At 63.1% G+C, this 14,355-nt stretch carries 15 protein-coding genes; 9 read left to right on the top strand and 6 right to left on the bottom strand.

Translation table 11 applies throughout. The features are described from left to right. Window positions 1-101: 101 nt before the first annotated feature. Window positions 102-689 (top strand): hypothetical protein, encoded by a 588-nt coding sequence (locus GSQ76_RS15755; RefSeq protein ID WP_158744945.1) that lies wholly within the window; start codon window positions 102-104, stop codon window positions 687-689. A 737-nt stretch (window positions 690-1,426) separates the two neighbouring features. On the opposite strand, the gene GSQ76_RS15760 is transcribed toward GSQ76_RS15755, so the two are convergent. Both GSQ76_RS15760 and GSQ76_RS15765 read right to left on the bottom strand, forming a co-directional pair. Then, window positions 1,427-1,855 carry a hypothetical protein gene (locus tag GSQ76_RS15760; protein ID WP_158744946.1) on the bottom strand — a complete coding sequence of 143 codons (429 nt, stop codon included), beginning with the start codon at window positions 1,853-1,855 and terminating at the stop codon, window positions 1,427-1,429. Window positions 1,856-1,934: 79 nt separating this feature from the next. After that, on the bottom strand, window positions 1,935-2,588 hold the full coding sequence (locus GSQ76_RS15765; RefSeq protein WP_158744948.1) for a nuclease-related domain-containing protein: 654 nt from the start codon (window positions 2,586-2,588) through the stop codon (window positions 1,935-1,937). Window positions 2,589-2,686: 98 nt separating this feature from the next. Here GSQ76_RS15765 and GSQ76_RS15770 point away from each other — a divergent pair, with 98 nt between their 5' ends. From GSQ76_RS15770 to GSQ76_RS15780, 3 genes are all read left to right on the top strand, one after another. Beyond that, window positions 2,687-3,040: a helix-turn-helix transcriptional regulator gene (locus tag GSQ76_RS15770; RefSeq protein ID WP_158744950.1), complete on the top strand. Its 354-nt coding sequence runs from the start codon at window positions 2,687-2,689 to the stop codon at window positions 3,038-3,040. A gap of 295 nt (window positions 3,041-3,335) precedes the next feature. Then, window positions 3,336-3,491: a hypothetical protein gene (locus GSQ76_RS15775; protein WP_158744951.1), complete on the top strand. Its 156-nt coding sequence runs from the start codon at window positions 3,336-3,338 to the stop codon at window positions 3,489-3,491. Window positions 3,492-3,669: 178 nt separating this feature from the next. Next, a complete protein-coding gene (locus GSQ76_RS15780) occupies window positions 3,670-4,374 on the top strand; it encodes a hypothetical protein (RefSeq protein ID WP_158744953.1) in 705 nt (234 codons plus the stop codon). A 471-nt stretch (window positions 4,375-4,845) separates the two neighbouring features. Here the strand turns inward: GSQ76_RS15780 and GSQ76_RS15785 are convergent, their stop codons facing one another. The 4 genes from GSQ76_RS15785 to GSQ76_RS15800 all read right to left on the bottom strand — a co-directional run bounded on the left by GSQ76_RS15785 (window position 4,846) and on the right by GSQ76_RS15800 (window position 8,334). Beyond that, window positions 4,846-5,607: a hypothetical protein gene (locus tag GSQ76_RS15785; RefSeq protein WP_158744955.1), complete on the bottom strand. Its 762-nt coding sequence runs from the start codon at window positions 5,605-5,607 to the stop codon at window positions 4,846-4,848. 135 nt (window positions 5,608-5,742) lie between these two features. Beyond that, the gene (locus tag GSQ76_RS15790) at window positions 5,743-6,423 is read right to left on the bottom strand and encodes a hypothetical protein (protein WP_158744956.1); all 681 of its coding nucleotides are present in this window, start codon (window positions 6,421-6,423) and stop codon (window positions 5,743-5,745) included. Further along, window positions 6,423-7,496 carry a hypothetical protein gene (locus tag GSQ76_RS15795; protein WP_158744958.1) on the bottom strand — a complete coding sequence of 358 codons (1,074 nt, stop codon included), beginning with the start codon at window positions 7,494-7,496 and terminating at the stop codon, window positions 6,423-6,425. The genes GSQ76_RS15790 and GSQ76_RS15795 overlap by 1 nt, the downstream gene beginning before the upstream one ends. Continuing rightward, window positions 7,489-8,334: a hypothetical protein gene (locus GSQ76_RS15800; protein WP_158744960.1), complete on the bottom strand. Its 846-nt coding sequence runs from the start codon at window positions 8,332-8,334 to the stop codon at window positions 7,489-7,491. Before GSQ76_RS15800 ends, GSQ76_RS15795 begins: the two co-directional genes overlap by 8 nt. A 788-nt stretch (window positions 8,335-9,122) precedes the next feature. On the opposite strand from GSQ76_RS15800, the gene GSQ76_RS15805 reads away from it, so the two are divergent. The 5 genes from GSQ76_RS15805 to GSQ76_RS32710 all read left to right on the top strand — a co-directional run. Continuing rightward, window positions 9,123-9,497: a hypothetical protein gene (locus GSQ76_RS15805; RefSeq protein WP_158744961.1), complete on the top strand. Its 375-nt coding sequence runs from the start codon at window positions 9,123-9,125 to the stop codon at window positions 9,495-9,497. Beyond that, window positions 9,494-12,748 (top strand): MobF family relaxase, encoded by a 3,255-nt coding sequence (mobF, locus tag GSQ76_RS15810; RefSeq protein WP_158744963.1) that lies wholly within the window; start codon window positions 9,494-9,496, stop codon window positions 12,746-12,748. Before GSQ76_RS15805 ends, mobF begins: the two co-directional genes overlap by 4 nt. Window positions 12,749-12,955: 207 nt before the next feature. Next, window positions 12,956-13,351 carry a DUF427 domain-containing protein gene (locus GSQ76_RS15815; protein ID WP_254070436.1) on the top strand — a complete coding sequence of 132 codons (396 nt, stop codon included), beginning with the start codon at window positions 12,956-12,958 and terminating at the stop codon, window positions 13,349-13,351. Beyond that, the gene (locus tag GSQ76_RS15820) at window positions 13,345-14,049 is read left to right on the top strand and encodes an SDR family NAD(P)-dependent oxidoreductase (RefSeq protein WP_158744966.1); all 705 of its coding nucleotides are present in this window, start codon (window positions 13,345-13,347) and stop codon (window positions 14,047-14,049) included. The genes GSQ76_RS15815 and GSQ76_RS15820 overlap by 7 nt, the downstream gene beginning before the upstream one ends. A 144-nt stretch (window positions 14,050-14,193) precedes the next feature. Beyond that, on the top strand, window positions 14,194-14,355 hold a 162-nt coding region (locus GSQ76_RS32710), incomplete at its 3' end, for a peptide deformylase (protein ID WP_408836723.1).

Here is a 14,355-nt window from a genome sequence, read left to right on the forward strand (position 1 = left end):
GGTTTCCGCTCCCTCCTTGCCCGGACCTGGTCGACCACACCCGAGGGGGAGAGCCAGCACAGGGCAGGCGAACCTCCCGGGCGAAAAGAGAGATCAAAATCATGGCCAGCAAGACCCGCACCCAGACCGCCGCGAAGCCCGCCACCCGCACCGCCCAGGTTCGTCAGTCCATCACACTGGAACTCGCCCTCGCGCTCTGCCCCCAAAGCGGCCTCGCCGAAAACCTCTCCCGCACCTTCGGCCTCGACCCCGTCGATACAGCCGGCATCCGGGAAGCCACCGAAGAGCACCTGGCCCTCGCCTCCAAGACCCTGCCGCTCTCTGACAAGGCCCTAGAGATGCACCTGCAGCGGATCGTCGGCGCCTACGTCAGCTCCGCCTACGGGGCCGGCCAGTTCTACTCCACCAAGGTCACCCAGGCCCGCGACCTCACCATGAAGCTCGCCAACGAAGACCGCGACGAAGACCGCGACGGTGTGAGCGGGTTCGAGAGCCGGGCCGAACGCGCCCGCATCTTCGCCGCCGAGATGGGCCTGCAGGCGCACGCCCTGGTCGCCGCCGCCGAGGGAGCCGTCTCCGCCTACGCCCACCTCACCGGCAGCGAGTGGAAGCCATACGAGGCCCCCAGCCAGGCCCCGAACGTCAGCCGCGCCAGCGCGACCGCCCAGATGGGCGCCTTCGGGGGCTGAGACCACGGCGGGAGCTTCGGCTCCCGCCTCGACCCTTCCAAGCGAAACGGGTGTCGCCCACAGCGGCACCCAATCGCGTGTCGGATGCGACGCGCTGGCAGGGCTGTCCGTCATCTCCGGGCAAGCGCGCACCTTGCCCCACCACCCCCCTTCCGTCTGCGCCCCCCACAAGCGGGGGGCTGCCGGGTAGGCGGCCGCTTCGTGGCCGGCTCATACCAGCCCTTTCCGTTCGGCCATATCCCGGTCGACAATCCCTATATCGAGTTGCCGATCGGACGGTTCTGGCGTGGCGTTCTAACCAGTGGCACGACAACCGCCTTCATCTGGAATCTGACTGCCGTCCTATGCGCTATGCCGCTTCGCGCGCAGAAAAAGAGTCCAACGCAGAGGACTTATCGGATCGGCCACGGCTGGGCGAGGGTAAGACCTAGACCAAGCCATTCGAGCACATCCCTTCGGGACCGCTACGTTGCTTCCGTAAGCTTGCGCGACGCCAAAGGCGCCACCCTCACTAACGGAAGTCGAGCCGCCCAAGAGCCGTCTCGCCGCATACGCGCTACCATCGCTTGCGCGGGTCCATGGTCGTCCAGCATGTCGGCCAGCCCTGCCGCTATTTCGGAAAGCCGTTCCAAATCTCCGACCTGGTGGCCGCTATTGGGAAGCTTCTTGAGAAGTACCTGAGGCACCGGCCTCAACGGTCCCAAGGTAGCAGCCCGCCCAGCGGGTCCCGTGGCCACCTAATGGATCGTCTTGCTCTTGCGATAATACGCTAAGTCGATCTCGCCGACATCGACAATAAATCCAGCGGCCTGCCATGTGGCAATGCCCGACGGATTGCTGGCGATAAGCTCGGCCGGAATATGTCGCATCGTTCCCGGAACTGCCGGGTGGTAGCCCTGCAGCAAAAACCCCCCAGATACAACACGATCCTCCTCGAACGCGCACGCCGAGAGGCCCTCGTAGGCGATCGCCAACAATTGCGCTGCATTATCCTCCACGAACTTCAAATCGAGCACGGCGAGGCGCTCCTCCAGCTCGGGCGGCAACTCGACGAAGCACGCATGGCCATCGACGCGACGAACCACCATCAGCCCCACCAACCGCTGGCCCCCATTGTCCCAGCACATCACAGCGACGGCGGAATCCATCGCATCGGCCCCGATCATCCTCAGCGTCTCCGTTTATCGAAAAGCGATCCTTGGCATCGCAGTCTGTCCTTCCTTGACCTAGGTCAAAGCGCCGATATCAGCCAATGGGTCGATCGTCCTTGCGGCGGTGACGCATCGCCTCCTGGTGCTCCTCCCGGCGCACTTCCGCGGCCGCGGTCGCATCCAAGAGACGGCGCCAAGCAACATCCAAATCGCGCGGATCGTGAGAACGGCACGGCGTTGGACGAAAGACCTCGGCTAAGCGAGGCAACGGAACCACGCGACCTTTAAGGTCATCGCAGAAGGTCGCAGAGCCCGCTGAAACGATGATGCCGGCGATCGGCACCAACAATCCCGCCAAGACCACCTGGACCGCACGACAATGCCGATGGTTCTGATGCACCGGATTCTGAAGCGCATGCCTGACCTCGCCGGCGGCCAGGTGCTGCACCCACTCCGCGCTGTCCAGCGACCCGGTGATGTGGCCGCCATACGTCTTCGTCTCGATCACCATGATCGCGTCCGATGCACGGACAAGATGATCCATCTGCGTGACGCCCAGCAGGTCAGGCAGGAGAACGTCATGCAGCGCCGGCATTCCTAAGTTCGACAGCGCTCGCGCAACGGCGCCCTCACCCTTACGACCGATGATCGCCGCCTTGAACTCTCCAAATTTCGTCCAAGTGTCCTCACCCACATGCGTGGTGCGCTTGGAACGGCTTCGTGTTGCTGTCTCATTCTCATCGACCATGTCGCCTCCAAAATCTGGTGCGGTGCACGGTGCGGCAATTTGGGGCGAACAAAGATACGAATGTCCTCGTTCGCCCCAAATTCTTGGATGCTCGGTCCATGACCCGGATCGATCATATGGACCTCCGCGCAGACACGGAGCATAGTCAGTCGACAGCGCCTTCGATCCCGCAAGGATCATGTGTCCAAAATGGACACATCTCGGCGGCGCCGATGTCTCCCTATCGTCTGTCGCTTTGTCTCCTCATCCTGGGTTGGTCGGAGCGAGAACTCGCACGACGTACCGGTGAGCATCGAACGACCCTCCGGCGCTGGCTCTCCGGCGAAAGCGATGTCGACCCCGCCGTCGCAAAATGGCTGGACGTGCTCGTCGCCGTCCATGTCGCCAATCCCGGGCCGCGACGTAAGCCGCTCTCGGTCCTCGGCGGCGAGGCCACGCCGACACCATTGTGACCGGGTGAGCCGCCGGCCGGCGCTCGTGCCAGTCACCGGGAACGTCCGACCGCCCCACGGAAGTCAGCAAGGAAGAAAGCCTCCGCTGCTCTTCTAGAGTAATGCTGGCCAAGGTCGCGCCGCCTCAAAGGGTGGGTCCTCGCCGTGCTCGCCATGCTCGGCCGAAGCCGGCCTGCGCGTGGCTCCGCGCGGCTCCGGTCCCGCGCCGAAGAGGCGCGCCTTTGACCCGTCACGAAGGCCAGCATTTGCGCCGCTCAGCAGCGATCGGGCTGCAGAAAAGAGCAGGAGCAAGACAATGGATCAGACCCTCACGCACGATACCCTGGCGATCACGTCCACGGCCGGCTGGATGTCCTACGAAGAGTTCGCCGAAGAGTTCTGGGAAACGCCAGTGACCTACAACCGCACGGCCCCGGCCGAGATCATCCCCGAGAACGAATTACCCTTCTAGCCGAGCAGCCGGGTCCGAAAGGATCCGGCTCCCTCACGTGCTCAGCGAGCACCGCCTTTTCTAGCTCCGGCGCGGAGATCGAGGCGTCCAGTCACAGAACACATACACGATCCCGATTGCCGCCGCCGCTCCCAACAATCCGACCTGCATCGTCTCATGAAGATCGTGCTACGCCGCGTTGATCGCGCCCACGACAAACAACGCCGCACCCAGAAAGAAAAGTCCCGCGCCGGCCGGCAACGAATGCCATATCCGCTTCATCGACTCCTCCTCATGTCCTCTCCCATCGCATAACAGCACGATCCCGACTGTTCGGATATTTTCCCCGGACGCCAGCTTCGTTCGCCCCGGCTCTCCCTACGATGCCCCGGTCGAAGCAAACACGCTCGACATCTACCTGGGAGAGATGACTATGGATGGAGGTAATCTACTCTTCGACCTACCGCAGTCGACGCGGGGAAACGGCAAACATAGCCGCGCGTTCCCAGCCCAGCGCCGAAGCGTCGTGCGCGAGAAACTGATGGTGCTCCTGACCGAGCCGCGCACCGTCAAGGAAATCGCCGTCGGTGCGAACCGGACGGCGTCCAACATCACGGGACACCTCCGCGCCATGCGTCGAAAGAATCTCGTCGTCCGTCTCAGCTGGGGCGTATGGGTCCGCCGCGATAAATGTGCCAACGCGCCGGACTATGCCAGCATTCGACGCAACAACCCGGCACAGGAGCGTCTACTGGCGCATCTTCGCGAACCGAAGTCACTCACCGACCTCATGCAACTCACCGGCCTCCGCGGTGACAACGTGATGCAAAGCCTCAGGAAGATGGCGAAACGCGGCGAAATCGAGCAGCGCCAGGACGACCTATTTGCAGCCGTCGGTGAGTGAGGAGTAGGGCGGCGAGACATCTCGTCGCCCGTCGCGACCAAATCTTCTGATGCGGCTAATTACTTGTCGTATAGCCATATCTGCCGTTGGACATCAGAGCCGGTCGGCATGTCGCCTGTGGGTTGCTTAGAGAGTGCCAAGACGTCAACTTAGACACATCAATCCACACCTTTTTACCATTCGGCCATACCATCGCGGTTCTGCCGTCCTGCGCCGTCATGGGTTCGGGCACGATGATTACCCCCGCGCCCGTTCCGACCTTCGGCGCTGTGCGATCTGGACCAGCATAAACCGGTGCTGGAGGGGCGTTGATGCCGTTAGGTCCATATGACGACGCCAGTGCCATGCATTGCCATCCTGGCAGGGCTTTCACAGCCGTGACCGGCTTGTATGATTGTGCCACTGCGGCGCCTGACGACAGGAGCACGATCGCTTGGACAGCCAGTATAATCTTCCTCATGTCGCCTTCCTTTATGTCAAAACGGGAGCACCGGCGGCACTCCCCATTTTTGCAGCGACGCTTGATCGCCACTGACCCACCGTCTCCCCCGCCGTAATGCCGTTCTTTGCCAGTTGCGCAGGAGTATACATACTCAGGGCACCCGAAATTGGATCGGAATCCTGAGCCGTCGCGATAGCGGCGCCTCCTTGGGGACCAAAGTTGTAATAGCCTCTAACATCCAGAGCCGTCGGAGTTGAGACGCCGTTGTTCTGTAGATATTGGGCCCCTTGCTTGAGGTACTCTGCCGCGGCAATGGCCTGTGTCGCGGGGTCGCTTTGTCCTGCTAGCCCAGGGACGATGTTCGCGGCAAGGCTTGGATCTTGTGCAAGCGCAGCTGCGAGGCTCGACTGGTAGGTGGCCGCAGTCATCTGAAAGGCGCCGGTGATGCTTCCTGTCCCCGAGACGTTCTGACAATTGCTCTCGACCACGCACGTCGCAGCCAAGGCGGACGCGTTTACCCCGAGCGCCTCCGAACTTTGCTGCGCGGACGCACCCCAGGATGTTCCCAGCATCGTGTCAAGGGCGCTGCTGTCCGTCGACGTGCCTGTCCCGCTCAGGCCGCCTGTCCCGGTCGTACTGCCGCCGAGAATCGACACCGTTCCCGTTGGCATCGTGAACGCCGAGAGCCCCACCTCGCCCACCATTGGGACAATCTGCTGCGGTACGCCGCTGATGGTCTGGGGTTCCGGGTCCGCGAATGCCGCCGATCCCCACAACGTCAGCACTGCCACGGAGCTGGCAATGAGCCGCCGCCTCGGCCGCCCGAACGTTTCTCGACCTTCCGGCCGATCTCTCTTTCCTTCCACAAGTTCCCTCCTCGATCAGGTTAGATCCCGATCGTCAGGCGGTTCGGGGCGAACCGACACCTAAAGTCCCGAGAAATCTTTCATCTCGCAAAGCCGGTTTCCCTTATCGTCCGCCCAGCGGGACGTCACCTGGCAACGCTCCACCGCGATACCAATGCTCTCGATGCGGCTGCTCACGCCCCAGTCGGACCACGTGCCCCATAGATAGCCGCTCAGCACCAGCCCGACCATGAGCCCTCCGATGCAGAGTGCCCGGACCCACTCGCGCTCATGGTTGTAGCGGCGCTCCCTGATGACAAGGGCCTCGCGAACCCCCCGCGTCATGTCGGGCAGTATGTCCCTCACCAATTGCGTCAAGACCGCGGTCTTCTCGATCTCGATCTTCTCGATCGCATGGCGGGCGCTTCTGTCGAGGTTCTCGATGACACCGCTTGCCTTGGTTAACGTTTGCCGCGTTCGCTCCGTGACAACCCGTTGCTTGGCCAACTCGTCCTCCGCTGTCGCCTTCGCTCGCTCCACGATGGTGAGCAGCGTATCCCCGATGGCCAACGCGACTTCCGCGAACCCCGCCTGCGTGCCGATCATTGTCGAAATGAAGACACCCTCGGGATATTCGGGACGGACGCCCCAATCGCGCGCGGCCGTCTCGACAGCTTCTAGCCGGTCTGCAAATCGGCTACGCAGTTCCGAAAGGTCCAGGGGCCGTTGTGGCCCCGCAAGCTGACGGGCAGGGCTTTCCATCACCCCGCCCTCCTAGCGCGCGGATGTTCCGTCCTGCCGAGCTTGGTGGTGACCTTTCCCGGGAAACGCTGCCAGAACGCGGTCGCCGCTGCCATGTCCTTGTCGAACTGCACGCCATACCGCTCCCTAAAGCCAGCGGCCTTCAAGTCAGGCTGGGCCATCAGGATCGCCGTCGGCATCGCGTACACGGATACCGCGCCAATATCGGGCCAAGGCGTTTGAACAATCAGAGCCTGGCCTTCCTCGATCCCGCCTGCCAGGCTTGCCGGCCGGTAGGAGAAGGGGGGTCTGTTGCGGAAGTTGGGCGTCGCTTCGAAGAACGCCGCTCCGGTTTCGGCGTAGAATTTCTCGCACTCTTCATATTCTTCAGGCGTCTCAAATACCGCGACGGCCGCCCGGTGCTCGTAAGTCGCCGCAGGTAGAATAGGGGAGAACGGCACGGGTGGTGTGCGGATAACATATAGCCCGGGAAGGCCGGGCTGTAGCCTTTGTACAACACTTTCGAAGGCAGGGTGATCAGACAGGGGCCGGTGTTGATTAGTTTTCACCCAGGAGCGCATCGCAATACCCGTCGCCTCTTGCCAAGCTAGTGCGAGAGCCGCCTTCGGCACAATCGTGGAGGTCCGATCCTGTTTTCCGAGCACAATCCTGACCAGGAGGTCTAATGGATCGGCCACCTTGGGCATGACATAGAGGGTCGCCGTCGGTGCTTCCGAAGCCCGTGTGAAAGCTTTCCAGGGGTCGGAGGTCGCCACGAACTGAACGCCGTCGCCTTGATGATACATTTTTAGAACTGCGAAGAGCTGTTCGCGTGTCATCCACGATAACTCGGGACTGACGTTCAGTTCTACGTCCTCGGCCTCGATTGGCCCGCCGGCTTCGTAGCGGTCCCACGCCCTTACCCCGGACCCTTCCCAGATGAAGCACTCTGTCGCGTCCGTCTCCATCTTGACGAGGGCCTCATGAACGTCCCCTTCCACCAGATCGAAAACGACCTTGGCCACCTTGCCAAAGGCGTCGCAAATCAACGGCTCCATCAACGCCAAACGGCGTCCGCGCTCCTTCTCAAGCATGGGATTGTTCCTCGGCATTCGCCTTGGGGCCGATCGCCGAGTTTTCCATCGAGACGGTCCGGCGGGACGCTGGAAGCCACAGCGGAGGGATTGAGTCGATGAACGCGGGGACAGCTTTTGTCCACCAAATTGATACCCGCTCTTGGTCAAAGAAAGAGAGTCTAGCATGCTCCCCTTTGACGACGCCCTCCGCCGCGTCCGAAAAGGTCAGGCCGCGATCGGTGACCTGTGACATGCATGATAGGGGCGGCATCATCACGAGCTTGGCGCCGTGGGCGAGGGCGTCCGTCACGATCGGGTGGCTTTTGATTGAGGCGAACGCATTGCTGGCCGAACGCCCTGACATGACCAAACCGGCATTGAGCACGATCATTGTCGCCTCAGGTGCGAAGAGTTCCTGCGCCGTGAAATGGCGGAGGTAGTCAACATCCGCCTGTTCCGGGCCAATGACATGGGCGAGCACAACCCTGATGCCTTGACGTTCCAAGGTCTGGACAATCGGGATCTCCCGCACAAGGCGGCTCAGGGGCGTATCCCCGCCTCCCACGTCGAGGAACGCATTGTACTGGCCGTCAATCTGGTCCTGAATGCGCTCCTCCAGCCAGGACTTTACGTCGTCGAAATCGGCCGAGGGCGGTTCCAGTACATCGTCATGGAAGAGGGGTAGGTTATACGTGACGTTGAGGAGGTCTGCGTTCCAGATGACCAAATTCGCTCCCTGCTCCCGAACAGCCTGGATAACGGTATTGAGGAAGGTCGTCTTTCCTACCCTTTGGCGACCAATCCCGATAAAGAGGATCGGGCGGCGCTCGCTTTGAGCCTTCGATGTTTTCGACATGATTCTAGGTCCTCTGTTTTGGCCGGATGATGTGCCGGTCCAGGTGGGCAAACTGTTCGTCCACAGCAGTCAGCTGCGCTCTCACCTCCTCTGGCAGATGGTCATAATCGCCCGCGGGCGGCACTTTGGGTGGCGGCGGAGGTAGCGTGCGTCGGCGGACCGGGTTCTCTGTTCGCGCCAATGGCGGTTCCCAGTCTTCTCGCTGGCGTGAACGGTGCGGCGTCGCGGAGCGGCTCGGACCATGCTTCGGCCGCGCTTCAACCTCCAGCGCAACGCGACGGAACAGCTTTCTCGCGGTCTCCGCGGTTAGGCGCCCGCCTCTGCCGTTTGTCTGCCCTCGGCGCGCGAGCAGCTGCGCAAACGATTCCCAACTAGGCCCGCTGGGTTGTCCCACCTTCAGCCCAACCAGCTCGGCATAGCTGTCGCGGACGTAGCGATAGACCGGCGAGGTCTTCCCATACTCGTCTTTCTCAAGTTGCTTCAGGTCTCGTTTGGTTAGCCGCTGGCGCATGTCGCCCCTCTGGGTTGCGTAGCGACAGCCTCTTCAGGATTGGGGCGAAACGACAGGGGGAAAATGGCGCCGGAGTCGGAAAGCTTTCGCCAAGGTTTCGGATAGATTCCGGACAGGTTCCGGATGGACTTCGGATAGATGTCGGAAAGCAAAAGTGGGTTTCCATACACCATTGCACCCGTCGTGCACGGTGACCGGCTTTTTCGAGGTCCCGAAAAACATCTGGCTTCGTTCGCCCCAAATTCTCGGATGCTCTCGCCATACCAAGGAGCGCATCATGGCGACCGAGACGACTGAAATGCTGACCCGGATCATCGGGGGTCAGGACGAACTGAAGGCCGGCCAGACAGAGATCGCCAGCGCCCTCGCAGCACACAGCGAGATCCTGCGCCTGCTCGCGGAGCAACTGAGCATCGTCATTGAGAAGCTCACGCCAGCACCTGGCGATGGACCAACGATGCAGGAACTGCTGGCCGAGTTGGTGGCGAGAGTCGGCGACAACGGAGCCCTCCTTCGTCGCATCGACCGTCGCACCGACAGCATGGCAACCAGCCTGCCGGACGATGTCGTTCGCGCCGTCAGGGGGGCTTTCGGGGCGAACGGAAACGGGACCGCCGCAGGACACGGCGCGAACGGGAGCGTCGCTCCATGATGACCTTCCGCAAGCTGGCGGCTGATTCGGCCGGCAAGCTGATCCGCGCCTACTTCACCGAGAATACCCCGCAACCGGCCCATGACTTCCGGACGGATCCCGGCAAGGCGTTGGACAGTGGCGGACGTCTCACCTCGTACTATACCGGCCGGGATAGCCGGGCGACGTGGCGGCCGGATATGCCGGCCGAGGTAGCCCAGGCGCTCGGTGTCGACGCGCGGACCATGCCCAAGGATGCCGACCTTGACCGGCTCTTCGAGGCCAAGCGGGGCGATACGGGGGAGGCTTGGACCGACCAGAAGCGCAAGGTCAGCGCTTATGACCTGACCCTTGCTCCGCACAAATCAGTCACCCTGGCGGCTGAGTTCGCAGCGACGCCGGCCGAAAGCGCCATGATCTGGCACGCCATCGACCGCGCGAACGACGCGACCATGCGCTACGTTGCGCGGGAGGTGGGCTGGGCCCGCAAGGGCAAGGCTGGGGAGGACGGGGCCGATCCCGGGGCTGTCGGGTGGGTCAGCTTCCGCCATCACACCGCCCGGCCGACCCTGCCCGTCCAAGATGGTGCGAACGGCGCGACCTATCTGGCTCAGTCTCCGATGGGCGGGGACCCGCACGCGCACATCCATAATGCCCTCTTCAACCTGGTCGTGACCGAAGATGGTCGGGTCGGCTCCCTTGACACCCAGCGTCTCCATAGCCGCGTGCACGAGTTCGGTGCGTTCTTCCAAGCCCGGCTGGCCGACGAACTGCGGCGCCTTGGTGCCCGGACCGGCTACGACAAGAACCAGCAAGCCGTCGTGCTCGAGGCGATCCCGCAGCAGGCCGTGGACCTGTTCAGCAAGGGGCGTCGGCAGGTGCTCGGCTCCGCGAAGGCCTATGCCGCCGCCCAGGGTCTCGATTGGGACGAGATGTCCGCCGAGGGCAAGTTCAGGATCCTCGCCACGGCCGGCCTCGCCTCCCGCCTGAAGAAGCATGGCGACAAGAACGACCACGAGATTTGGCGCGAGCAGGCCGCCGCCATCGGCTGGAACCATCAAACCGTGCTAGGCGAGACCCAGCATGAGGCGCGCCCGGCGGCCGAGCGCTTCGATGCCGCCCACCGGTTTGCCGCCCGCCATCTTGCCCAGGAATTCCACACGGCGGCGGTCATCGACCATGACAAGCTGCGACTGTATGCGGCGCGTGGTCTCATTGGCGCCGGGATCGCCGGCGGCGTCAGCGACATCGACCAAGTGGTGTCGCTCATCGAACAGCGGGGCCTGACGCTGAAGGGCGAGCACGTCTCCCTCATCACCGGCCTGTCGGGCGACAAGGTCCGCGTCACCAACACGGCCCAGGTTCGGATCGAGCAAAGCCTTGCCGCGGAGGCGTCGCGCGCTGCGGCCGACAGAACCGGTGCTCTCTCGCACGCTGCCATCGCGGCGGCGATCGCCGCCTCGGGGCTGGATTTCACCTCCGAGCCCGACCACGGAGCCGCCCAGAAGGCAGCGATCTACGCCGTCGGACAGGGAGCCGCCCTGTCGCTGCTGACCGGCGTGGCGGGCGCCGGGAAGACCACGCTGCTCAAGCCCCTGGTGGAGGCCTGGAAGGCAGATACCCGATTTGACGCGGGCGGACGGGAGGTCGTGGGGCTTGCGACTGGCTGGAAGCAGGCCGACGCGCTCAAGGATGCCGGCGTTCACCGTACCATCGCCATGGAGCCGCTGCTTCGGTCCATCAAGAGCGGAGAATTCCAAGCGACCCGCAACACCGTCCTGGTCATCGACGAGATCAGCCAGGTCGCGCCCCGGGCAATGCTTGCCCTACTGCAGCTCCAACGCGAGACGGGTCTGACCATCAAGGCCCTCGGAGACCGGGAACAGGCGCAAGCGGTCGAGGCAGGCGATGCCGTCGAGATTATGCGGCGGGCGCTGCCCAAGGAGGCACAGGCGGAGCTCCTCAGCACCGTGCGCCAGAAAGGACGCGACGCGGTGGAAACGCGCCGCCTGCGTACGATTGCCGGGCTGTTCCGGGGGATCGAGCCTGACCTCGATGCTCTTGACGGACTTTCCGAAAAGCGACGCGGCAGAAAGATCAATGGACCGCGGCTCGCCAACGCCCAGGCTGAACTGGAAGCTGAGCAGCGACAAAACCATCACCTTGGCGAAGTGGAGCAGGCCCTCGCCATGAAGCGACAGGACGGCACCGCCCGCTTTATCGGCGGCGACCAGGACCAGGTTGTCGGTCGGATCGCGGACTTCTACATGGAGCGCCGGGACGCCCTTACGGTCGCTGGGTCAAAACGGGGTATCACCGTCTCGGCCTTGACCAACGCCGACGCCGCCGACCTCAGCCAGGCCATCCGCGGCAGGATGAAGGCCCGCGGCGAGCTGCGCAATGACGAGCAGGTGTATGACGCCGTCGACCAGCGCGGCGAGCACTATGCCATTCCGATCGCGACCGGCGACAAGCTGCGGCTATTCCGGCGGACCTGGGCCAAGATTGATGGCAAGGGAGGTTCGATCGGCAACAACGGCGATATCGTCGAGGTGGTCGGCCGCATGGCGAATGGCCTCATCTTGCGCGACAAGGACGGGCGCGTGGGCGAGGTCGAGTGGAAGCGTCTTGAGGATAAGGAGACGGGCCGGCTCTTGGTAGGCTTCGGGCATGCCATGACGGTCGATGCGGCGCAGGGGATCACCTCGGACGAGCACATCAACGCCCTGCCCCGCGGCACCGCTGGCATGACGGGCTTCACCGCCTACGTGGCAGAAAGCCGGGCGCGCGGGACGACCTGGACGATGATTTCGGATGAGGCGACCTTCGACGCCGTCCGCAGTCGGCGTGCGCTGGGCGACCTGACGCCAATCAAGGCGGAGGACATGTGGTCCAAAGTGGCTGAGGACATGGCCGCCAAGCCCTACAAGGCCCTCGGCATGGACCTGCTTCAGGCAGTCAGGGAGGACCGCGAGATGGCCGTACGGTCGTTCATGGCGGCTGGACATCGTGTGGAGACGATGGAGCTTCAGGGTCGCAGCCTTGGCCGAGAGGCGCGCGATCGGATTCAGGCCGAGGCAGTACGCAAGAGCATCCCGGCTCTTATCGCCTCCTTAGACATCTCGATCGCGGCGGCCGAGACCACCCTCTCCGGACCGATGTCCGATCGGGAGGCTCATCTCCGTAGCATCCGCATTGACGCTGAGCTTTCCCGGCGGGAGTTGGGCAGTGTAGCACCACGCAAGTCCGTCTCACCCTCTCCAGGTGTGTAGTCGCATATCGAATAGCTGACCGATTGTTGGCGGAGCGTTCACCCGCTAATATGACCGCCCCACGAACAAGGATCGCGGAAGTTCACGCCTGGTGGGTCCAGCGGCCGCCACCATATGGCTGACATGCACAATACTTTGCGGATCGAAAACGTTTGGGATTATCCCCGTCCTCCGGTGTGGCAGCCGGTTGGCTTGCCGGTCCGAGTGATGTTTGACGACACGACCATTGCCACGACTGACGAGGCGTTACGGGTGTTGGAAACCAGCCACCCGCCCGTCTACTACCTGCCGCCTAACGCCTTTCTGCCTGGCACGCTGCAGCCAGCGACCGGCAGTAGCTTTTGCGAGTGGAAGGGCAGCGCGCAGTATTGGAATATCTGCCATCTCTCCGCCCGGGCTGAGCGCGCCGCTTGGAGCTACCCCAACCCCAACGTATCCTTCGCGGAGCTACGGGATTACGTGGCGATCTATGCAGGTGTCATGCAGGCCTGCTTCGTAGGCGATGAACAGGTCACGCCGCAGCCCGGCGGCTTCTATGGCGGCTGGGTAACCAGCAATTTGCGTGGCCCCTTCAAAGGCATTCCCGGCAGTCAAGGATGGTAGCCTTTCTGGAAGGTGCGGCTGTCGTTGTAATAGGCAGCAGCGGCGGTATCGGCGCTGCGCTCGCGCAGGGTTTGGAAGGAGCTGGTGCCCAGGTCACCTGTTATTCTCGCGGCGCCATCGACCCAGCGTTTCGTCTCGATTTGCTTGACGAAGAGTCCATCTCCCGCGCCGCCCAAAGCTGTCCGGCCTCGCCTCGCCTGATCGTGGTGGCGACGGGCGTGCTGCACGGGCCGGGCATGTCGCCGGAGAAGACGTATCAGGCCCTCAATCCGCAGACGCTCATGCGGGCCTGGCAGATCAACGCGATCGGACCAGCTCTCATCGCCAAGCACTTCCTGCCGCTGCTGCCGCGCCAGGGGCGGGCGATGTTTGCCGCGCTGTCGGCCCGTGTCGCCAGCATCGGCGACAATCGCGCCGGCGGCTGGCACAGCTACCGTGCCTCGAAGGCGGGATTGAACATGCTTCTCCGTAACCTCGCAATCGAGCTAGCCCGTACTCGGCCAGAGCAAATCGTATTGGGTCTACACCCTGGCACGGTCGAGACCGGGCTGAGCGCGCCGTTCCGGCGTTCCGTTTCGCCGAGCCAGCTGTTCACCGCGGCTCAGTCGGCAGCCTATCTGCTGCAGGTGATACAGACCGCGACGGTTGCGCAAAGCGGCTGCGTGCTGGCCTGGGATGGAACGATCATTCCGCCCTAAGCCGAGTTTTCCGGCTTTGGCGACTGGGTTATAAGGCGGGCTATGTCTATCCGTGAAATTGTGAAATTCCCCGATCCGCGGCTTCGCCAAACCGCGTTGCCCATCACCGTCTTTGACGCGTCGTTACAAGCTTAGTCCGCTGACCTGCTCAACACCATGCGTGCCGCGCCTGGCATCGGCATCACAGGTCCGCATATCGGTGAATTGTATCGTATCGTGGTGCTCGAGCTGACACCGGGCGACGTGCGCATCTACGTCAATCCGCAGATCGTCTGGCAATCCAGAGAACTCCGGGTTCATAGGGAA

This window comes from Acidisphaera sp. L21, assembly GCF_009765685.1.
In the GTDB taxonomy this organism is placed as follows: Bacteria; Pseudomonadota; Alphaproteobacteria; order Acetobacterales; family Acetobacteraceae; genus LMUY01.

Coding starts and splice junctions, on each gene's coding strand:
- GSQ76_RS15820 (WP_158744966.1), top strand. CDS start 13,345: ATGGTAGCCTTTCTGGAAGGTGCGGCTGTCGTTGTAATAGGCAGCAGC.
- GSQ76_RS15800 (WP_158744960.1), bottom strand. CDS start 8,334: ATGTCGAAAACATCGAAGGCTCAAAGCGAGCGCCGCCCGATCCTCTTT.
- GSQ76_RS15815 (WP_254070436.1), top strand. CDS start 12,956: ATGTTTGACGACACGACCATTGCCACGACTGACGAGGCGTTACGGGTG.
- GSQ76_RS15765 (WP_158744948.1), bottom strand. CDS start 2,588: ATGGTCGATGAGAATGAGACAGCAACACGAAGCCGTTCCAAGCGCACC.
- GSQ76_RS15775 (WP_158744951.1), top strand. CDS start 3,336: ATGGATCAGACCCTCACGCACGATACCCTGGCGATCACGTCCACGGCC.
- GSQ76_RS15795 (WP_158744958.1), bottom strand. CDS start 7,496: ATGCTTGAGAAGGAGCGCGGACGCCGTTTGGCGTTGATGGAGCCGTTG.
- GSQ76_RS15805 (WP_158744961.1), top strand. CDS start 9,123: ATGGCGACCGAGACGACTGAAATGCTGACCCGGATCATCGGGGGTCAG.
- GSQ76_RS15755 (WP_158744945.1), top strand. CDS start 102: ATGGCCAGCAAGACCCGCACCCAGACCGCCGCGAAGCCCGCCACCCGC.
- GSQ76_RS15790 (WP_158744956.1), bottom strand. CDS start 6,423: ATGGAAAGCCCTGCCCGTCAGCTTGCGGGGCCACAACGGCCCCTGGAC.
- GSQ76_RS15760 (WP_158744946.1), bottom strand. CDS start 1,855: ATGATCGGGGCCGATGCGATGGATTCCGCCGTCGCTGTGATGTGCTGG.
- GSQ76_RS15770 (WP_158744950.1), top strand. CDS start 2,687: ATGACCCGGATCGATCATATGGACCTCCGCGCAGACACGGAGCATAGT.
- mobF (WP_158744963.1), top strand. CDS start 9,494: ATGATGACCTTCCGCAAGCTGGCGGCTGATTCGGCCGGCAAGCTGATC.